We start from the raw sequence: 21661 nt of genomic DNA, 5'->3' as shown, positions 1-21661 counted from the left end.
TCTTTTTTTTCGTGTTCACAAAGTTGTCAGAAAATAAACGGAATTTTCATATGAAGTTCAAATGGAATTCACAACAATCAATTATTATAAGAACAACCAGATAATTCTTTATCTTTTATATAAACCATCCCCCAAGGAGGACAATAAAAATGAGAAAAAAAGTGAGAAAATCATTTAAACAATTATTAATTGAAAATAAACAATCACTATTAAATAATAAAGAAAATATGAAAGAAATTGAAGAGAGAATTGAGAAACGACATGTCACATACAGAGCGGCTAGTAATTGAGTATTATAATTTTGTTCATGAAAAAAGCTTCAAGTTTGGATACGGATCCAAACTTGAAGCTTTTTCTTTTTTAATTACTTCCACCATATCCAAAAGTAGTTTCGTATATTTCGAGGAGTAATGCGTATAAAACGTTCCCCGTCAAAGAAACAATTAAAGTTTGGAAGTGTTTCATCTGGATTTTCTGGAACAAAGGTGACGATGTTTTCGTTACTTGTAACCGTTACTGTAATTGGTGGATCCGTAGGCGAGACTTGAAGTTGTAATGAAACATTTGCGCTATTTTTAAATTCATTATTAACAGGTGGATGTATCACTTGCACTGTGAATAACACGATAATGGTTTCGTTCGGTTCCAGATTAGTAGCGACTTGGAAACCAATATTCGGATTCGCTAGTGGAGAGCGTTCCCCGTTAATAAAGACAGTGCCATTCGTAAATTGTAAACCTGCTGGAATGGTATCTTGTAACGAAACGTTTGAAAGTGAAATATCAGAAGTATTCGTAATGCGCACCGTATAATCAAAATATTGATTTAAATAAGCTGAGCTGACGGAAGCGTTTTTTACTACTGCTGCAGTTATAAATTGAACTGGTATACGAACGATATTTGAATTAACTATAAAAGTAATAATTGGGTCCTGTGGTGTCAATTGGAAGGCAGCTGTGACGGAAGCGGAATTGATAATTGTACTGTTTGAAGGGATAGAAGTGACGAGAACTTTAAATGTTATCGTTGCTACTGAATCTGCAGGTAAAGAGCCGATATTAATACCAGTATCTGGACGGACATTTGGAACTTGAGTGCCATTAATTGTTACGCTGTTTTCTATAAATGTTGTACCTGCTGGAATAGTATCTAAAACGGAAGTGCTTACTGTAGGAATTGGGGAATGATTAAATATCTCTAATGTGAATGTAATAATATCTCCTATAACGACAATAGATTTGTCGGCTGTTTTCTCAATATTAATTATTGGCTCGATTATTGGTGTTGTAACGGTATTGGTTTGCTTTGTAATTGTAATAGGTGGTTCATTTGGATCAATGATAACAGTGTAGGAAACAGAAGCATCATTATTGATTGCAGATTGAAGAGTTGAAGGAGATATTGTTACTTGGAAAGTAATGATAGTAGATTCATTAGGAGCAAGGTTTCCTAATGTAATACCATTTTCAGGATTTGCATTAGGTTGATTGATTCCGTTAACTGTAACGCTGCCCGTAACGAAGGTTGTATCTACTGGTACGGTGTCTAGGACAAGAAGATCTTCAATCGTTATATTACCGCCATTCGTAATCGTAATTGTATACGTTAAAGTTTGACCAGGTAAGGCATTCGTTACATCAACAGATTTTATGGTAGTGACATTATCATTTTGGACAGTAGTTGTGACGGTATTTGTTGTAGTTGTATTCGTAACAGGTGCGTTATTTGGGTTGACTGTATAGTTAAAGGTAGTAATTGCATTGTTGTTGAGTTCATTTGGTGTTGGGATAGAAGTCACAGAAACTTGGAATGAAACGATAGCATTTCCGCCAACAGTTATAGGACCAATTGGTATACCGCTTACTGGATTAACTCCCGGAAGAGTTTCTCCGTTTACAATGACGCTATTTTCTATAAATGTAGTACCTTGAGGAATAATATCTTGAATGACTACATCATTTGCTGCAACATTACCAGTTTGATTGAGCGTAATCGTATACGTTAACGTATCACCGACTGTTGCAAATGCTAGGTCAACAGTTTTATTACTATTCAAAGTCGCATGATTAATTGTTGTTACGGCAGCTGATGAAATAATAGTTTCGGTAATAGGTGGTCGATTCGGTAACGTGTATTGGTATTCAATTGTACTCGTGTTAGAGATTGGATTTGTTTGCGGAATTGAAGTAACCCGTACTTGGAATAGAATAGTTGCTGTTGTATTGGGCGGAATGTTGTCAATTTGTATCCCGCTAAGTGGATTGTCATTTGGACGAGTGTTTCCATTTACAATAACACTATTCTCTATAAAGCTCGTATTTGCTGGGATGATATCTGTAACAATAATGTTTTCTATTTGTATATTCCCATTGTTTGTAATGGAAATTGTGTAAGGGATAATCGTTTGTAGGTCAGCATATTGGATAGGCGTTGTTTTTGTTGCGGTTACATTAGCAGAAATAACTTCAGTGAAGGTAATGTTACTAGTCGATATTTGTTCTGCCCCGTTTATCGTATAACGAGAAGTTGATTGATTTTGAATGCGACCGCTAGCTGGAAGAGCTACGACGGTAACTGAAAATGTGACCGGGATAGAAACGTTAGGAGCAATCGTTCCTACAAGTATACCAGTACTTGGATTCGCGTTAAGCTGAGGGATATTATTTACTAAAACGCTACCGTCTATAAAGGTAGTTCCATCAGGAATACTGTCTGTAAATATAACAGCAGTAGCATCTGTATTCCCTGTATTCGTTAAAGTTGTTGTATAAGTTAAAATGTCCCCAATTGCTATAGAGGTCAAATCAACAGTTTTCAGTGAAACGATATCAGCATCATTAATTTGAACGAAAGTAGTATTGGAAGTAGTAGATTTTTGAATTGGTGCAAAGTCAGGGTTGAAAATAAAGTCGTAGACGATGTTTGCAGTATTAGGTGTTGGGTTTACAGCAGGTAAATTTGTAACAGAAACTTGGAACGTTATTGTAGTCAATTGACCTGACGGAATATTAGGAATAGAAAAGCCGATATTTGGATCTGCTGCAGGAAGTACAGTGTTGTTAACTGTTACACTCCCCGGAATAAATACTGTTCCATCTTCTATAATATCAGTAAAAAAGATGGAGTTAGTTGTAGTGGATCCGTTATTTTGAATGAGTACTGTATATTCAATGGTTTCATCAATATTAGCTAATACTGTATTAGTGGATTTTGTAGCGATAAGAATGGCATCAATAAATTGTATATTTGTAGTATTGGAAGATGTCGTTTCTGAAATTGGTGGTAAGCTTGGGTCTGGTCGATACTCATAGTGGATGACGGCGATATTATTAATGTTATTTTGAGAAGGTGTAGAGACTACATTTACTTGGAATGTAACGATAATTGTATTGTTTGGAAGGATAATATCAAGGGTGATTCCGGTAATTGGATTTTCGTTAGGTCTTGGTATGCCATCTACAAGAATGCTATTTGGAACGAATGTGGTGCCAGCAGCAATTGCGTCAATTAGGAGAGTATTTGTAATAGGTACTGTACCAGCGTTTGTAACTGCGATTGTATATGTGATGATTTGACCGATACGTGTAATAGATCTGTTAGCGGATTTAATTGCACTAACATTTGCCGTCCGCACTTCAGTATTTACTGCATTTGATAATGACCTGCGCTGAATAATCGGAGAACTAGGATCAATTTGATATTCATACGAAGTGTCTGAAATGTTAATGACTGTGTTGCCCTCTGGTATACTTATAAGTTGTACTTGGAATGAAATAGTGACTGTTTCATTTGGTTGTATTGTGCCGAGGGTTACTCCATTTTCAGGGTTTACACCAGGCTGAATGACATTATTTATTGATAAACTATCTTCAATGAATATAGTACCTTCTGGAATGTTGTCAATGAACACCGTGTTGTTAGCTGGAACATTTCCTATATTTTGTAGTGTATTTGTGTAGGTGATATTTTGCCCGGTGGATACGAAAGTAACATCCGCCTGTTTAACAGAAATAATATTTGCATTTTGAAGTGATGTTGTAACGATATTAGAATTTGCAGTGCGATTCACTGGTGGAGCTGTAGGAATACTTACATATTGGTAATTTACAGATGATTGATTTACAATTTCGGTTTCAGTAGGTGGATTATTTGTTTGTACTTGAAATAGTATTGTTTTGGAACTGTTTGGTGGAATCGTTCCAATTGGTATTCCGTTTTCTGGAGTTACACCAGGCTGAAGTACACCGTTAATTGTGACACTGTCTGGAACGAATGTAGTCCCAGCTGGAATAGCATCTGTAAAAGTAATATTTATTGCGTCAACATTGCCGATATTTTTCACTTCAGAAATATAAAGTATAGTTCCGCCAATATCTACAGTTATTGGATTGGACGTTTTTGTAACTGTCAATTGTGCTAGCACGAAATTTGTAATGACAATATTACTTGTAGATGTTTCAGTAATAGGCGGTTGTCCTGGGTCTGGTTGAATTGTATATGTTGTATTAGATTGATTTGTAATCGATTGTTGCGAGAATGAATCGTTAATTAGAATTTGGAATGAAATTAGGTGAGTAGCGTTTGCTGCTAGGTTAGGCAAAGTAACACCTACATTTGGATTTGCACCAAGTATAGCTGTTCCGTTAAGTGTAAAACTATTTTCTACGAATGTAGTCCCTTCTGGAATCGTATCTGAAAATAATAGATTAGTAGCTGGAATATTTCCAGTATTTTCTAGTGTTATCGTATAGGTCAAAATATCGCCTGTTGTTGCTTGCTCTGCATTGACTGCTTTTAAAGAAAGAACATTTGCATCCGAAATTTGTGTGAAAGCTGGATTAGACGTAATGGTTCGAGAGATGATAGGAGCAGTTGGATCGGCGATAAAAGTATAGTCAATACGAGCTATATTAGAAATTGGATTCACGCTTGGAATGGATTGAACGATAACTTGGAATGTGACTGTGACGATTTCTGAAGGTGCAATGGCGTTTAAGGGGATTCCTACGTTTGGATCGGCACCTGGGGCTGAAACGCCATTAATGGTCACGCTATTCGGAATAAATGCAGTTCCTTCTGGGACTAAATCTGTTAAAGTAACTGTATTTGCAGTTGTATTCCCGTTATTTTGAATGACTCCAGTGTAAGTGATTGTACCGTCAGTAGACTGTACGAGGGAATCTGTATTTTTAATTATAGATAGTGATGCATCAACGACAGCTGTATTTACCGTATTAGATGAAGATGTTGCTGTAACTGGAGGTTGACTTGGGTCGACAATATACGTGTAACTTGTAAGTGCTTGATTTATAATCGCTCCTTGCGGTGGAATAGAACTTGCAAGAAATTGGAACGTAATCGTAGCAGAATCACCTGGTGCGATAATGCCAACTGGAATACCGAGAGTTGGACTGGCGTCTGGAAGTGAAATTCCATTAAGCGTAACACTATTTGGAACAAATAATGCCCCTTCAGGAACTCCGTTAATGAGTAATACAGAATTTGCAGGGAAGTTTCCAGTATTCGTTAATGTTGCTGTATACGTAATGATATCGCCGATAGATACGATTGTACGATTTGCTTCTAAAACAGTAGTAACAGTCGCGTTATTAATTTGTGTGGAAGCACTATTAGAAGTTATTGTACCTGTAACAGGAGGAGAGGCCGGATTAACTATAAATTCGAATTGAATAGATGCAACATTTGTAATTGGGTTCGAAGGTGGAGTAGATGTAACTACGACTTGGAAAGTAACAGTTAAGGAACTACCCGCGTTCACGGTCCCGATATTAACTCCGTTATTTGGATTTGCACCTGGAATGGTACTTCCATTTACAGCAAAACTATTTTCAACAAAGGTCGTTCCTGCCGGAATGAGGTCTGAGAAATTTACATTCGTAGCGTTTGTATTGCCGCTATTTTGAATTAGAACTGTATAAGTGATCGTGTCTCCAATATTCGCAAAGGCTGTACTAGCAGTTTTTACAGCTGAAAGTATTGCTGAGTTAATAGAAGTAACGAAGACGTTCGTTTCCACATTTCCAGGCTGAGCCTGTAATGCATTTCCTACGTTATATTGGAAGTTTACAAATCCTAAGTTTTGGAGTTCAGGTGTGAATGTTGTTGGATTACTTACGATTTGAACTTGGAATATGATTGTTACAGTTTGATTTGGAATGATCGTATTTATGCCAATACCGCTGGTGATAGAAGCGGATGGTAACGGAGTACCATCAACAATAACTGATCCTGCAACAAATTGTGTCCACGATGGTATAGGGTCTGAGAAAATAACGTTATTAGCAGGGATATTTCCTGTATTCGTAATCGTAGTTGTATACGTAATCGTATCACCAATTGTTGCAAAAGCTTTATCTCCGATTTTAGTAGTAGTTAAAATAGCACTTTCAATTGTTGTTGTAACACTATTTGAAGTAATGTTTTTTGAAACAGGAGGATTAGCTGGATTAACGATATGCTGGAAGCTAACGCTAGCTTGATTAGAAATTGGATTTATAGGCGGAATTTCATCCGCATTAATATGAAATGCTACGATGACTGACTGGTTTGGCGCGATATCACCAATTGGAACGCCTGTAATTAGGTCTGCATTTGGGATGGTAGTTCCGTTAAGTGTAAAACTATTCGGTTCAAAGGAAGTTCCATCTGGAATTAGGTCGGTAAAAATAACATTCGTCGCACTAACATTTCCGCTATTTGTAATCGTAACGGAGTAGATAATATCTTGCCCAATATCTACTGTTGATACATTTGAATTTTTTTGTGCAGTAAGGATAGCGCTATTAATTTGCGCTGTCGTTGTATTAGATTGATTAGAAGTTGAAATGAACGGCTGATCTGGATCAACAATATAACGGTAATTGGTAAGTGCTGAATTAGAAATAGGATTGTTGATTGGAAGGGCTGAAACGATGGCTTGGAATGTGACAATTGATGTGCTTCCACCATTAATTGAACCGATATTTACACCAGTAGATAAATCAGCGTTTGGAATAGTTTGCCCATTAACTGTAAAACTGTTTGGGACGAAACTTAAATTGCTATCAAGTATATCGATAACGGTAACATCGGTTGCAGCAACATTCCCGGTATTAGGAAGGTTAAGTGTAAATGTTATTGTATTACCAACATCCGCAAAACTAAGATTTGCTGTTTTTGTACTAATAATAGTTGCATTGTTTATTTGAAGAAGCGTCGTGTTAGAATTAGCTGTACTTGAAACGGGAGGATTGACAGGATCAACAGTAAACTCATACGTCGTTGATGCTGTATTTGGTGCAGGATTAATAGGTGGGATGCTGTTCACTGTAACTTGAAAGACGATACTATATATTTCATTAGGCGGAAGTGTTGCAAGTAATACACCGGTATTTGGATTCGCGTCAGGTTGTAAAATACCATCAACAGTTAATGTGTTAGGAACAAATGTGAGTCCGCTCGGTAATACATCCGTGAATACAATAGTAGTCGCATCCGCATTTCCTATATTCGAAATAGAAGTAGTGTAAAAGGCAGTTTGCCCGACGTCTATAAAGGATACACTTTCGTTTTTCGTCATGGATAATATAGCTTCTTTAATTTGCGTTGAAACAGGATTGCTAATTGAAGTTTCTGCATCAGGCGGTGAGACTAATTGATACGATGTTGATGAGAAATTTACAACTGGGTTTTCGGTTGGTAATGAAGCTACAGTAACTTGGAACGAAACTGTTACTGTAGTCCCAGCTGTTATAGTCCCAATATTTACACCGTTCGATGGGTCCGCACCGCTTTGGGGAATGCCATTAATAGAAAAAGAGTTTGTAATAAATGTAGTTCCGCTTGGCATTGTATCAGTGAATATAACATTTTGTGCGGCGGAATTTCCGTTGTTTGATAGGGTGACGGTATAGGTGAGTGTGTCTCCAATACGACTAAAGGATTTATCGACTTGTTTTAATGAAAGGATGGTAGCTGTGTTAATTGTAGTGAACACTGTGTTTGAATTCACATTCCTTGAAACAATAGGGGCATTAGGATCAGCGATAAATGTGTAAGAAGCACTAGCGGAATTGGCAATAGGATTTTGAACAGGAGTAGAAGTAGCGGTAACTTGAAATGCTATTGCTATTGAGCTGTTAGGAGCAATTGCTCCAATTGTTATGCCTGTATTAGGATTAAGTCCAATTTGTGTGATGCCATCAATTGTAACGCTATCAGCAATAAATGTTGTACCATCTGGTATAAGGTCAGTGAACGTAATATTCGTAGCATTTGTATTACCACTATTCGTTAAAATTGTCGTATAGGTAATGGTATCACCTAGCGTTACAAGTGTTTGATCGACTGATTTAATCATCGTAATCATAGCATCTAATACAGGGTTTGTAACAATATTCGTTGAAGTAGAAGTAGTAGCAGGGGCTCCGTTTGGATCAACAGTATAAGAGTATAAAATCGTATCGTTACCCATAATCGAGCTTGAAGGGGGAACGGAAATAACATTTACTTGGAAAGTAACAGTTACTGTTTCACCTGGAGCGATATTTGGTATAGTTACTCCAAGTGCTGGCTGTGCACCAAACTGTTGGATACCATTTATTGTGACCGAATCTGGTACGAAAGTAGTGCTAGGAGGAATGGCACTTGTAAAAGTAATATTCGTTGCTGGTGTATTTCCTGTATTCGTAATCGTAGTTGTATACGTAATTGTATCCCCGACGGAAATAATAGATTTATCAACAGTTTTTGTCGTATTTAATATTGCACTATTAATTGTTGTTGAAACTGCATTAGATACATTCGTTTGTGATACGGCAGGTTGGCTAGGATCGACCACATGTTCAAATTGCACAGAACTAAAATTCGAAATTGGATTTATACTTGGAATGTTTGTAACAAGTACGTTTATCGTAATAGAAACCGTACTGCCAGGGTTTATATTTCCAACCTGAATCCCGTTCGCTGGATTTCCAATTTGTTGAGTGCCTAATTCATTTATAAGAGTTCCAGAAATAAATGTTGTGCCTTCAGGTAAAATATCAGTAAATATCACATTTTGTGATGCTACATTTCCAGGATTGCTTAAAGAAATAGTATAAGAAATTGTATCGCCAATCGTTGCGAAAGTTTTATCTACAGATTTGATTGCCGCAACTTCTCCAGAATTTATTTGTGTTGAAACAGAATTAGATGTCGTACTTCGTGAAACAAGTGGTAAATTAGGTCCTGTCATAAATTGATAATCAATGGAAGATCCGTTTACAACCGGTGAATTTGGCCCTCCAGGTCCGATTGTAAAAATAGGATTTGGGATACTAACTACTTGCACGCGGAAGGTAACGTTTATAAAATCTCCTGCAATAATATCCCCAATTGGTATTCCATTCGCTGGATTTACCCCAGGTAATAAAACTCCACCTACTCGAACGCTATCTTCTATGAATATTGTGTTATTTGGAATTGGATCTGTAAAAATGATATTCGTAGCAGTCGTGTTCCCGATATTGTCTAATAAAACTGTATACGTTAAAAATGAATTTCCAGGAGCGATGTCAGAAAATAGACGATCCACGCTTTTCGTTGCTTGGATGATTGCTTCGTTAATTTGCACTAAAGTTGGATTACTTGTAGCGGTTTCTGTCACTGGCGGCTGGGTAGGATCCACAATGATAGAATAAGTTGTGCTAGATTGATTCAATGTTGGGTTTGTAGCTGGTATTGAGCCGAGGATCGCTTGAAAACTAATTGTTGTCGTTCCTCCAACTGGAATTGCGTCTAAAGAAATCCCGCTATCTGGTTTAAAGCCGAGTTGTGGGATAGTGTTAATTTGTACGCTATCAGGTACGAATGAAAGTTCAGGTGGTAATATATCGATAAAAACAGGTGTGTTAGCGGTAGTATTTCCATTATTAGTGAGAGTAGTTGTATACGTAATTGTATCTCCAACAGCGGCAAATGCATTACTCGCAGTTTTTGTTGCGATAACGGAGGCAGTATTTACTTGTGTAAAAGTTTTATTGGATTGAACTGTTCGTGAAACAGGAGGTTCGTTTATATCAACAATAAAGCTATATTGAAGCGATGATTTGTTAGGAATTGGATTAGGGTTTGGAAGAGTTGTAATGTTTACTTGAAAACTGAGTGTAATCGATGCATTTGCATTTAAGTTACCAATATTGATACCGTTTTGTGGATTTGTATTCGGGATTGTTACACCATTTATTTTAAAGCTATTTGGGACAAAGGTGGTACCGTTTGGAATTGTATCTGTAAATACAATGTTGTTCGCAGTAGTATTTCCTGTGTTTGTAACAGATGAAGTGAATGTAATCATATCACCAATCGTAGCGAAAGTTGTACTCGCATTTTTATTTAAAACTAAAGTAGCGTCAATAATTGGAGTAACTGTCGTGTTTGTTACAGTGCTTCCAACAGCAGGTGTTTGGTTTGGATTCACTGTATATTCATAATTTACAAGGGCGTTATTCGTTAAAGTGCCACTAGGAGGAATCTCAAGAATTTTCACTTGGAATGTAATAAAAGTAGTCCCTCCTGGTGAAATATCGTCTAAATGAATACCTAATGAAGGGTCTAAACCAGGTTGAGATACGTTATTTATCGTAACAGAATTCGGGATGAAGGATGCACCTGGTCCAAGTCCATCTGTTAAAACTGTAGCACTAGCAGGGATGTTTCCTGTGTTCGTAACTGCAATCGTATAAGTAACGATATCTCCAATTGCAGCATTCGGTGTGTTCACTGATTTCGTTGCGATAATAGTAGCGTTGTTAATTTGAGTTGTTATTACATTACTTGATGCATTGGCGGATGCTGGAGGTAAGTTCGGGTCTACTACATATTGGTACGTTGTGTTACTTTGGTTCGGGATTGGATTCGGATTCGGGATGGAATTTACTTGCACTTGGAACGAAATTATCGTATTTGCATTCGGATTTATTGGATCAATCGCTATTCCATTTGCTGGATTTACATTAGGCAGTATATTCCCGTTTACTGTTACACTATTTGGAATAAAAGATGTACCGCTTGGAATTGCATCGGTAAACACTATATTTGATGCAAGTGTGTTTCCGTTATTCGTTAAAGTAGTCGTGTACGTAATGATATCATTTACGTTCGCAAACTGCTTATCTGCAGATTTTACAGAGGTAATCGTAGCGTTATTAATAGTTGTCTGTACGGTGTTGGAGGCAACCATCTGCATTATAGCTGGTTTAGATGGGTCATATGTGTATTGGAAAGTAGTGCCGGATTGATTTGTAAGCGGATTTGCACTAGGAATAGTTGGTACAAAAACCTGGAATGCAACAGTACGTGATGAATTCGCTCCAATTGTACCAATTAAAATGCCGTTAGCAGGATTTGCATTAGCTATAGGGACACCGTTAATCGTTACAGTATTAGGAAGGAAAATGGTACCAGCTGGAATGATATCTGTAAACGTTACATTAGAGGCAGGGATATTGCCGTTATTCGTTAAAATCGTTGCATACGTTATGATGTCGCCAACATCAGCAAAGTTTGTGCTTGTTAGTTTCGTAGCAACAATATTAGCAGTATTAATTTGTGTAGCTACGATATTGCTAATAGCGTTCCTAACAACAGCAGGTAAATTTGGATCTGCAATAAAGCTATATTGAAGTGCAGCACTGTTTTGAACTGGATTAGGTGAAGGTAAACTATTTGCACTAATTTGGAAAACAATTGTTGTAATGCCGCCAGCGGGAATCGTACCAACTTGAAGACCAACACTTGGATCCGCACCTAGCTGTAAAGCACCGCCTATAAAAATACTATTTGGTACGAGTGTCGTACCAGGAGGGAGTATATCGGTAACGACTACGTTATTTGCTGGAGTATTTCCAGGGTTAGCTAGGGCAATTGTATATGTGATTGGTTGCCCAACATCGGCGATAGTTAAATCTACATCCTTGAAAATAATTACATTTGCTAAGTTGATTTGTGTACTTACAGTGTTACTTAAAGATGTTTCTATAGTTGGTGGATCTCCTGGATTTAGAATAAAGCTATACTGTGTACTAGATGAATTTATTGTTGGATTTTGCGCTGGTAAAGAGGTGACAGTTACTTGATAAGAGACAGTAAGTGAGCCGTTAGCAGGAATAGAAGGTAACGGAACACCGACATTTGGATCGGCGTTATTTTGGAGTGCACCATTAATAAGGAAAGTGTTTGGGATAAAGGTAGTACCGTCTGGATTCGTATCAACGAAAGTAGGACTATCAGCGGAAACACTTCCTTCATTCGTTAAAACGACGGTATAAGTTAATACATCCCCTACAGTAGCGAACGCTCGATCCACTGTTTTTGCTGAAATGACATTTGCGTCATTTACTTGAGTAAATGTAGTGGTTGAAGTTGTGTTCTTACTTACAGGGGAAGCATTTGGATCCACGATAAAGTTATAGGAAATAGAAGCGCTATTTGAAATAGGGTTTGGATTTGGGATGCTAGTTATTAATACTTGGAATGAAGCTGTAATTGTAGTACCGGCATTAATACTACCAATAGTAATGCTAGTTGGTGTAACGCCTGGTTGAGTAACATTGTTAACTATAACACTGTTTGGTACAAAGGCAGTACCATTCGCAATTGAATCGGATAGTACTACATTGTTCGCCGAAACATTTCCATCGTTTGTAAGAGAAAAGGTATAAGTTAATACATCTCCAACTTCCGCAAATGTTTTATCTACAGACTTAGTAGCTTGAATGTTTGCTAGTCTAATTGTTGATGTAACAGAATTAGAATTTGCTGTTTTTGAAGTTGGTGGCAGACTTGCGTTTACAGTATATAGATAAGAAGCGAAAGCATTATTAATGATAGGATTTTGGGCGGTAATATTGATAACTGTTACTTGGAAAGAAAGAGTAAAAGTAGCTCCGCCAGGAATTGTTCCGATAGGTAAAGCAACGAGAGAATCTACATTTTGCAAAACTCCGTTTAGTGTTACAGTACCAGGAGTCAATATCGTTCCATTTGGAAGTGGGTCTGTTAGTTGTACGTTAGTTGCAGCTGTATTTCCACTGTTTGTAATAAGAATTGTATAACTGATTGTTTCGCCAACTGTAGCAAATGGTTTATTTGTTGATTTTGTTAATGTTACATTCGCATTGTTAATTTGAGTGGAAACGAGATTCGAAGAAATGTTTTTCGTAACGGGTGATTGGCTAGGGTTGACGGTATATTGATAAGAAGCGCTTGAACCATTAGATACGACATTCGACGCTGGAATTGTATTTACTACTACTTGAAATGAAACATTTTTTGTTGTACCAGTTGGAATAGATCCTATATTCACACCAGTGGCGGGGTTTGCTCCAACTTGTGTCGTACCGTCAATTGTTAGACTGTTTAGAACGAATGTTGTTCCAGTAGGAATGACATCTGTAAAAATAACATTGTTTGCATTCGTATTACCTGTACTTGTAAAGGAAACAGTGTACGTTAGCGTATCACCAATATCTGCAAAAATTTTATCTACTGCTTTCGTCATTGTTACAGTAGCATTATTCACTTGAGTGGAGACAATATTCGTCGTATCAGTCCCGCTTACTGCAGGCTGATTTGGTACAGGAATATATTGATATGTTGTTGTACCACTATTTAATATTGGATTTGTTTGGGGAATAGAAGGAACGAATACTTGAAATGAAACAGTAGTCGTAGAATTAGCGGCAATAGATCCAATTGCTATGCCATTAGCGGGATTTGCGCTAGCTTGCGTAACTCCGTTAATAGTTACACTTCCTGGAATGAAAGTAGTCCCGCTAGGAATCGGATCTGTATATAAAACGTTCGTTGCGGCGATATTTCCTATATTAGCTAAGGCAATACTGTAAGTTAACGTTTCGCCAATATCAGTAAAGATTTTGTTAACTGATTTTGTTCCATTAATATCTGCGAGGTTAATTTGTGTTCCTGCAGAGTTGCTTGTTGCAAGACCGTTAAAAGTCGTTCCACCGGCTATTGGTGTATATTGAAATGTAATGTTCGCAGTGTTAGAAATCGGATTTTGATTTGGAAGAGAAACGACAGTTGCTTGGAAAGTTACTGTACGAGAAGCGCTGTTATTAATTGTTCCAAGAGATATACCCGCAGCCGGATTTGCATTTGTTTGTGGTATGTTATCTACCGTTACAGTGCCAGGTATAAAGGAAGTGCCGTTAGGAAGACTATCTATAAAAATAACGTTATTGGCGGGAAGAAGTCCGGTATTAGGGATCGTAACGGTATAAGTGAGGACGTCTCCAATTGCAGCGACACTTTTATTCACGCTTTTCGTTGCTTGTATGTTAGGTGAATTTATATTAATTTGTAATCCGACTGTATTTAACATATATGCATCTCCGTTAGTTGTTAAACGGATTGCAGCGGATACTTGGGAATTTGTTAAATAAGGAGAAATATCAATAGAAGTAATGTCCCAGCCTTGCCTTCCTGCCGAGATATTTGTACTTGTAGAAGCACTTTGATTCCGTGTTCCAAATGTCCCAGTTGTATCTAAATTTCCGGCAGCATTATTCACTTGAGAACCGAAGAAATTATTTACAGCATTATTTGGCCCGGATAAAGCATTTAATGAACTGAAATTTGGTCCAAATAATGCTTGATCCCCAGTTAAATCAGCATCTCCTTCAGTAGAACTTAAAAATAACCTCCCACTTACAGGTCCTCCTGAAGGTGTTAAAAATCCTGAAACAGATACATCGGCACTACCAGTTTCCGCAGAAACACGGTTACCAGCTACATAAATGGTTAAGTTCCTTGCAGGCAATGTCCCGTTTTGATAAGCAACGATAAGTGTCCATCCAGCTGAATTAATTGTTCCATTAGAAGCATCTATAGGATCTACAAGTCCAGGGACAGAGCCGGCTGTATAAGAGCCAGCCCCTCCGGCTTGAATGAGCGATGTTACATCTGCGGATCGTGTATAGAATCCAAATGTGACAGATCCAGAAACGAATGTTTGATTAGAGGCTGTAACACCTGAAGGGGTAATCGAGTATGTTGACACAGGTGTTGTAAAAGAAATAGGATTTCCTAATACACTCGTAATATTTTGATCACGAGATAAGTAGTTTCCTCCCCAAACGAGTTCTGCGTAAAGAATAGTACTACCAGCAGGGATATTTAAAAGGGCGGTAGAACTATTTTGTGTATAGTTTAACGTTGTACCAGCAGGAAAAGTAGGTACTTGTAAAGCGGTATTCGTAGTTGCGAATGCACCAATTGCCCCGATTGTACCAGCACGGTTTTGATTACTAATTTTACTTAAACCTAAAGTATTCCCTGTAATTGCGAGTGCGCCGTTAGTGGTGGTAGAAAATCGATTCGTAATGGGCATGTTGTCACCTCATTTACAATATAGTCTTGGTCAAAATAGGATATGTATGTGACAAATAAAGGGAAACATGTACAGGTTGATTCGGAAAGAATGATTTAAGAGTCTAGATAAAGAGATGGAGAATGATTGACTTGGAAATGAGAGTGGAGCGTCTTAGAAAAGAAAGTATAAATGATATTGTTTCATTATCTTCTTATATTGGCTGGGATTATAACGGAGAAGAAATTGAGACTATTTTTGACTCAGGTATTGTATACGGTGTGTGGAATGGGAGGAAGGAACTTATTGCTAGCGCGGCAATAATATTATATGGGGAGGAATTAGCGTCTATCGGAATGGTCATTGTACATCCAAATTATAAGGGGAGGGGGATTGGAAAGGCGATAACAGATTCATGTATTAAGAGCGTATCGACTCAAACTCCAATTATGCTTATTGCTACGGACGAGGGAAAACTTTTATATGAAAAATTAGGATTTAGAGCAGTAAGCTATGTTTCTAAATACATATGTAACTCGTACAATGTGAATGATTATTGTATAGGAAATGAAGATTATATAATGAATTATAAAGAGTATGATTTAGAAGAAATAATAAAATTAGATGAATATGCGTTTGGAACAAATAGAAAAGAGTTTTTAATGAAAAGAATTATGCAAAGTGAACAGTGTATCGTTGTAAAGGATAAGGAACAAAATGCATTAGGATATGGTTTGAGTGTACAAACACCCGAAAATAAAATAATAGGTCCGGTCGTTGCTAAAAATGATGCGATGGCAATGAGAATTGTACATGATTTAGCAAGAGAACATCATGGTAAAGTAAGAATTGATGTACCAGAGGGGAAAAAAGATTTTCTAAATCAATTAGAGGCTGTTGGCTTTCAAAAGGTTAATACACCACCAATTATGATGAGAAATAGTGATCAATTATTAAAACGGAATAATGGGCTATATAGCATTGCAGCACAAATTTTTGGATGAAAAAAGAATCCTTTTCACGTAAGGATTCTTTTTTAGGTAATTTAATCACGATATTGGTCGTGAGTTGGTTGAAAGAGGTCTTCTTCGATATCTCTCACCATAGAAAAATGATCAACGTTATAATGGCCATGTAAAGTTTTATTATGATGACCAATAATTTGCTCTGCAGATAACACGTTAGAGTCAGTTGTTGAATGACCATTTTTAATTAATGTAACGTCAAATCCTTGTACAGTAGCTGTTCTAACGGCGGTGTCGATGCAATGTTCTGTTTTACATCCACCGATAACAATATGATTAATTTTTTCTTCTTTTAAAAGTTCAAGTAAAGAAGTGCCATAGAATGAGTTTGTTGCTGCTTTATTAATAAGGATTGCAGACTGAGGTACTTTAATTTCATTATGTACTTCAAATCCTTCTCCGCTACCAGAAGCAACATCGATATCTCTTACGAAAACAATAAGGGCATTTGCATCTATCGCTTTCTGTACGGCTGTATTTAGTGTAGATAGTAACTCGGTTTTACGAAAAACTTCTTTTTCTTGTTCATTTCCATCCATTAATTCTTGCTGCGCATCGATAATTAATAGTGCTTGTTTCATCGTGTCTCCCCTTTAATATGAAATAAGTTCCACTGTACATATTCCTTTATATTGTTAGGAAATCCTCCATTACAAACGAAGTAGACGATTGATTTACAAAGTTGTCAAAGAAATTTCATTCTCATAGCGTGTAAAAACATGTATGATAGGAGATGGAGAATTTTTGAGTAGGTGGGAATAACATGCAAACAGTAGAAGATTATCTTTCATTCTTACATACGAAAGGATTTAAACTATCAGAGGAAGCACAAGGATTTATTATGTTCGGACAAGGATATACTGGTGCATCTGATGGAATTGTGAACGCAGCAATAGAAGCGACAATTAAACATCAATTACAGTTTGATGGGAGTTATTTTGTTGCGTTATTAGAACGATTGAAAGAAGAAGAGATTACAGATAAAAAAAGCGCTAAGGCTTTTATGCGGAAGTTACAAGCGTAACTTCACGCAGCCTGCGCTTCTTTTTTTGTTTTGGAAGGTAATTCAACAAAAACCATGCCTAGGAAAATACATAGGCATCCGATAATAGCAGAAATAGAAAGTTGTTCGTTTGCAACGAGAACGCCTGTTAAGGCAGCGAAAACGGGCTCCATTGCGAAAATAATGGCTACTCTCGTTGGAGACGTATGTTTTTGCGCTGATGTTTGAATGAAAAAAGCAATGGATGTTGCAAATAGGGAAGTTAGAAAGAGAGCAAATAAAAAGGAAGAATTCGTCCATAGTGCTACTGAAAATAATTTTTCCCAATCTTCAAACAAAAAGGCGCAAATAGAAGAAAATATACCGACAGCTAATACTTGCGATGTGCTTAACAATAAAGGTGATATTTTTTTAGAGAAGAAGCCGTTAACGAGAATATGAGCAGCGAAAGCAACTGCGCAACCGAGAACGAGTATATCTCCAATGTTTAATTGAAATGAATCACCAGCTGTTAATAAGTATAAACCTGCCGTTGCTACAGCAATGCCCATTACGATAAAAATAGTAGCTTTTTGTTTTAAAAAGATAAAAGACAAAATGGGCACCATAACGATACTAAGCCCTGTTAAGAATCCTGCTTTTGAAGAGGTTGTATAAAGTAAGCCGAATGTTTGTAATACATAGCCAACACATAAAAAGAATCCAACGATTAATCCGGCAAGACTACTCTGTTTTATATCTTGTTTTGAAGTTTTTTTTGCGAAAATCATTTGAACGAACAATAAAATAATTCCGGCGAATAAAAAGCGAATACCATTAAAAGTAAATGGGCCAACGAAAGACATAGCATTTTGAACGACAACAAACGTAGCTCCCCAAATAAAAGAGACAAATAATAAAGCTAGAGGAGCAATCCAATCTTTTTTCACACTCATACCCCCGTTAATTTTGTAAAATAGCCTTTCTAGCTAACTCATCAGCAACTTTATTTTGACTACTTGGAATCCATTTAATAAAAAAGAGATCGAAACTTTTTATGTACTGCAGTGCTTCTTCTAATAGTGGCGCAAACATTTTATTTTTTGCGTATTCTTTTTCGACAGCTCGCTCAACAAGTTGCGAATCTGTACGAAAAGAGACAATGTTATAATTATGCTCCGTGCAATATTTTAATGCCGCAAGTAAAGCGTGGTATTCTGCTTCATGATTGGACATTGTCCCAAGGGGTAATGATAATTGTACAGCTGGTTGAATCCCTTTAATAAATACTCCCGCACCAGAAGGACCAGGATTTCCTTTTGATGCACCATCAATATATACTTCAATCAAAATGAGAAACCTCCAAATGATAAGATAATCCCCTACTTATATGTTTCTTTGAAGTAGGGGATAGAGTAATTAGCCGATTGTAATGCTATAACGACATGTAAATGTTTCATTCGCTTGTAAAGATTGAATTCCTTTTTTTTCCTTGAAATCTTTTGCTGGAGTTACTTCATCGGCAATTCCGTACCAAGGTTCAATACATAAGAAAGGTGCATTCTCGCCTGGTGTCCATACGCCGACAAATGGGAAGCCATCAAATTCTACTTTTACAAATTTATTATGTTTATGAGAACGAATAGAGATTTCATCCGTATTCATATTTTCAAAAATAAGTGCATCATTTTTAAATAAATCGTATGTAAGTGGTAATTCATTCGTATTTTCAGCGATTAATTGTTTTTTGCTTGAAAGGTAAGGACCTTCTAATACGCTAGTTTCTAAGCGTTCAGAACCATTAAAGGATAAATGATAATCTGTAAATGATTCGCCCTCTAATAATGGGAAGTTGAAACCAGGATGTGCTCCGATTGAGAAGAACATCTCTTTTGAAGCAGGATTAGTTACTTCATATGTTACATGAACGATTTGTCCGTCTAGCTCATAAGAAACAAGTAATTCGAATTCGTATGGATATTTTTTTAATGTTTCTTCATTACTAGTAACAATATAAGTGATTTTCGTTTCACTTTGTTCTTTCACAGAGAATGTAAGGTCACGAGCAAAGCCGTGTTGTGTTAAAGAATATGGTTTACCATCTACGTAGTATGTATTATCTACTAATCGACCGACAATTGGGAATAAAATTGGTGCGCGGCGCCCCCAATAAGTAGAATCGCCTTGCCATAAGTATTCAGTGTTATCTTCTTTTAAGCGAACGCTTTGTAATTCTGCACCTTTGTCAGAAATGGAAACGATCACTTTTTCATTTTGAATTGTTGCAGTCATGAAGTAAAACCTCCTAAATCTTTCATATATTTCATTATACGTTGTCTAAAAGAAAAAGGGTAGTTCATGGTAGGAATCTATTGACGAAAGGGGGGCTACCGCGTAAAATATAATCTTGTTGCTTAAAAAACGAATAACGTGGTTCGAAACCATCCCACGTAAAAAAACTAAGGAGATTTTGTCATGAATATTAGAACTTTAGTCGGTAATGGTATTTTAGCGGCATTATATATTGCTGTTTCTATGCTTATTCAACCATTTGGCTTTACGAATGTACAGTTTCGTATTTCAGAGATGTTTAATCATCTCGTTGTATTTAATAAGAAAGCAATTTACGGAATTGTATTAGGTGTATTTTTAACGAATCTCTTTTTCTCACCTATGATCGCTTACGATTTAGTATTTGGAGTAGGGCAATCTATTCTTGCATTAGTTGCAACGATTATTTCTATGCGATTTATTAAAGGTGTTTGGGCTCGTATGATTTTTAATACAGTCATTTTTACAATTACAATGTTTATGATTGCAATTGAACTTCATCTTGCATTTGATTTACCATTCATGTTGACTTGGTTAACATGTGCAATCGGTGAATTTGTTGTTATGGCGATTGGTATGCCTGTAATGTACTGGATTAATAAACGAGTACAATTTGAAAGATTTATGTAATAGATGAAAGAGCTATTCCTATAGGGATAGCTCTTTTTGCATGTGATAATATTGAATATAATTCTTTGACTCTTGATAAAATATAATAAAATAAAGTGAGGCTTTCATTAGCTGGATACATATAAGAAGTCTTACATAAGGGGAATCTAGTATGAAATATAAAATTCATTGGTTGTATAAAACAAAACGCGGTTTTCAGACGGAATTAACGACAGATTATATGAACATAGAAGAAGCACTTCAATTTGCGGAGGATTTCGAGAAAACAGGAAGAGTGAAAGAATTATTATTTTACGATGAAATGGATGCAGAATGGTCATTAAAGGAAATGAAGAAGCTGAGCAAACAAGTGGAGGAAGAACCCCAAGAAATACTCGTTTATTTTGATGGCGGCTATGATGTACAGACGAAAGAAGCTGGTATAGGCATATGTGTATACTATAAAAAAGGAAATACAAAATACCGAATTCGCCGTAATGCATATATAGAAGGCATATATGATAATAATGAAGCGGAATATGCATCATTACTATATAGCATGAATATACTCGAGGAATTAGGGATTAAGTATGAAGCGGTCACGCTTCGCGGAGATTCTCAAGTTGTACTGCAGCAATTGGCTGGAGAATGGCCTTGTTATGATGAACATTTAAATCATTATTTAGACCAAATTGAGCAAAAAGCAAAGCAAATGAAATTAAAACTTGTATGTGAGCCTATATCAAGAAAACAAAATAAAGAAGCACATCAATTAGCTACGCAAGCATTAGAAGGAACAGTGATTGATAGTCATAAAGAAATAACCGAATAGAGAGGTGCAAAGGTGGATAAAAAGCAACTCATTACAGAGGTAAATGACTTATTAGAAACGTATTGTGAAGGATGTTTTTTGCGAGAACATAATCGAAAGACAAATAGTAAGTATTATGCTCATTCCTTTTGTATAAGACAATGTACAGTTGGAGAAACATTGAAAAAATATGGGGAACAGTTGTCATGAAAAAACATCCAGAGAAAACTCTCTGGATGTTTTTTAGTGCTTCGCTTCATTTAATTGATGCTCACACTCGCTTAATTTCTTTTCCTCATTTATTAAAAATGGCTCGTCTAAATCTGTTGCAACAGATTTCATAATTTCAAGCTGAGAGCGAGCTGCTTCTACAGCAGTAGTAGCATGCTCTAATGTATCTGGATCCATTGAAATTGTCGCTGATCCTACCATTTTTTGTGCTGTTTCTACACGGAATTTCACTTCTTCAAAATCATTTACTTCTGATCCCATTAATAATTCCTCCTTTGTATAGTGCGCATTTCACATAGTTT

General features: G+C 36.6%; 12 protein-coding genes and 1 riboswitch. Of the genes, 6 read left to right on the top strand and 6 right to left on the bottom strand.

Translation table 11 applies throughout. The features are described from left to right. The first annotated feature begins 149 nt into the window (after positions 1-149). Positions 150-290, top strand: a complete 141-nt coding sequence (locus tag ACTFNE_RS15050; RefSeq protein ID WP_166702223.1) for an FbpB family small basic protein — start codon at positions 150-152, stop codon at positions 288-290. Between the two features lie 74 nt (positions 291-364). Here ACTFNE_RS15050 and ACTFNE_RS15045 read toward each other — a convergent pair whose 3' ends face one another. Next, on the bottom strand, positions 365-15391 hold the full coding sequence (locus ACTFNE_RS15045; protein WP_439998144.1) for a DUF7507 domain-containing protein: 15027 nt from the start codon (positions 15389-15391) through the stop codon (positions 365-367). Between the two features lie 122 nt (positions 15392-15513). Here ACTFNE_RS15045 and ACTFNE_RS15040 point away from each other — a divergent pair, with 122 nt between their 5' ends. Continuing rightward, positions 15514-16374, top strand: a complete 861-nt coding sequence (locus tag ACTFNE_RS15040; RefSeq protein WP_270705608.1) for a GNAT family N-acetyltransferase — start codon at positions 15514-15516, stop codon at positions 16372-16374. Between the two features lie 41 nt (positions 16375-16415). On the opposite strand, the gene ACTFNE_RS15035 is transcribed toward ACTFNE_RS15040, so the two are convergent. After that, entirely contained in the window at positions 16416-16976 is a 561-nt protein-coding gene (locus ACTFNE_RS15035) for a cysteine hydrolase family protein (RefSeq protein ID WP_270705607.1), read from the bottom strand. Positions 16977-17158: 182 nt separating this feature from the next. Here ACTFNE_RS15035 and ACTFNE_RS15030 point away from each other — a divergent pair, with 182 nt between their 5' ends. Further along, positions 17159-17419, top strand: coding sequence for a DUF6123 family protein (locus ACTFNE_RS15030; RefSeq protein ID WP_001195212.1), 261 nt, complete (start codon positions 17159-17161; stop codon positions 17417-17419). A 2-nt stretch (positions 17420-17421) separates the two neighbouring features. Here the strand turns inward: ACTFNE_RS15030 and ACTFNE_RS15025 are convergent, their stop codons facing one another. The 3 genes from ACTFNE_RS15025 to ACTFNE_RS15015 all read right to left on the bottom strand — a co-directional run bounded on the left by ACTFNE_RS15025 (position 17422) and on the right by ACTFNE_RS15015 (position 19669). After that, positions 17422-18327, bottom strand: coding sequence for a DMT family transporter (locus tag ACTFNE_RS15025; protein ID WP_270705606.1), 906 nt, complete (start codon positions 18325-18327; stop codon positions 17422-17424). Between the two features lie 13 nt (positions 18328-18340). Next, entirely contained in the window at positions 18341-18727 is a 387-nt protein-coding gene (locus tag ACTFNE_RS15020) for a reverse transcriptase-like protein (RefSeq protein ID WP_061131060.1), read from the bottom strand. Between the two features lie 69 nt (positions 18728-18796). Next, entirely contained in the window at positions 18797-19669 is an 873-nt protein-coding gene (locus tag ACTFNE_RS15015) for an aldose 1-epimerase family protein (RefSeq protein WP_270705605.1), read from the bottom strand. A 132-nt stretch (positions 19670-19801) separates the two neighbouring features. Then, positions 19802-19846: riboswitch (PreQ1 riboswitch) on the top strand. Positions 19847-19852: 6 nt separating this feature from the next. On the opposite strand from ACTFNE_RS15015, the gene ACTFNE_RS15010 reads away from it, so the two are divergent. The 3 genes from ACTFNE_RS15010 (at position 19853) to ACTFNE_RS15000 (ending at position 21338) form a co-directional block, all read left to right on the top strand. Beyond that, the gene (locus tag ACTFNE_RS15010) at positions 19853-20338 is read left to right on the top strand and encodes a QueT transporter family protein (protein ID WP_001026467.1); all 486 of its coding nucleotides are present in this window, start codon (positions 19853-19855) and stop codon (positions 20336-20338) included. 151 nt (positions 20339-20489) lie between these two features. Further along, positions 20490-21149 carry a ribonuclease H family protein gene (locus tag ACTFNE_RS15005; protein ID WP_000875518.1) on the top strand — a complete coding sequence of 220 codons (660 nt, stop codon included), beginning with the start codon at positions 20490-20492 and terminating at the stop codon, positions 21147-21149. A 12-nt stretch (positions 21150-21161) separates the two neighbouring features. Beyond that, a complete protein-coding gene (locus ACTFNE_RS15000; protein ID WP_000358801.1) occupies positions 21162-21338 on the top strand; it encodes a zinc-finger domain-containing protein in 177 nt (58 codons plus the stop codon). 33 nt (positions 21339-21371) lie between these two features. On the opposite strand, the gene ACTFNE_RS14995 is transcribed toward ACTFNE_RS15000, so the two are convergent. Beyond that, positions 21372-21620 (bottom strand): DUF2564 family protein, encoded by a 249-nt coding sequence (locus ACTFNE_RS14995; RefSeq protein WP_000534391.1) that lies wholly within the window; start codon positions 21618-21620, stop codon positions 21372-21374. Positions 21621-21661: the final 41 nt, after the last annotated feature.

The organism is Bacillus cereus group sp. MYBKT111-2, assembly GCF_051915205.1.
Lineage (GTDB): Bacteria > Bacillota > Bacilli > Bacillales > Bacillaceae_G > Bacillus_A > Bacillus_A paranthracis.
This window is presented reverse-complemented; position numbering and strand designations above follow the sequence as displayed.

What these genes read in the sequence shown, in the direction of transcription:
- ACTFNE_RS15050 (WP_166702223.1), top strand. Translation starts at nt 150, where the DNA reads ATGAGAAAAAAAGTGAGAAAATCATTTAAACAATTATTAATTGAAAAT.
- ACTFNE_RS15045 (WP_439998144.1), bottom strand. Translation starts at nt 15,391, where the DNA reads ATGCCCATTACGAATCGATTTTCTACCACCACTAACGGCGCACTCGCA.
- ACTFNE_RS15040 (WP_270705608.1), top strand. Translation starts at nt 15,514, where the DNA reads ATGATTGACTTGGAAATGAGAGTGGAGCGTCTTAGAAAAGAAAGTATA.
- ACTFNE_RS15035 (WP_270705607.1), bottom strand. Translation starts at nt 16,976, where the DNA reads ATGAAACAAGCACTATTAATTATCGATGCGCAGCAAGAATTAATGGAT.
- ACTFNE_RS15030 (WP_001195212.1), top strand. Translation starts at nt 17,159, where the DNA reads ATGCAAACAGTAGAAGATTATCTTTCATTCTTACATACGAAAGGATTT.
- ACTFNE_RS15015 (WP_270705605.1), bottom strand. Translation starts at nt 19,669, where the DNA reads ATGACTGCAACAATTCAAAATGAAAAAGTGATCGTTTCCATTTCTGAC.
- ACTFNE_RS15010 (WP_001026467.1), top strand. Translation starts at nt 19,853, where the DNA reads ATGAATATTAGAACTTTAGTCGGTAATGGTATTTTAGCGGCATTATAT.
- ACTFNE_RS15005 (WP_000875518.1), top strand. Translation starts at nt 20,490, where the DNA reads ATGAAATATAAAATTCATTGGTTGTATAAAACAAAACGCGGTTTTCAG.
- ACTFNE_RS14995 (WP_000534391.1), bottom strand. Translation starts at nt 21,620, where the DNA reads ATGGGATCAGAAGTAAATGATTTTGAAGAAGTGAAATTCCGTGTAGAA.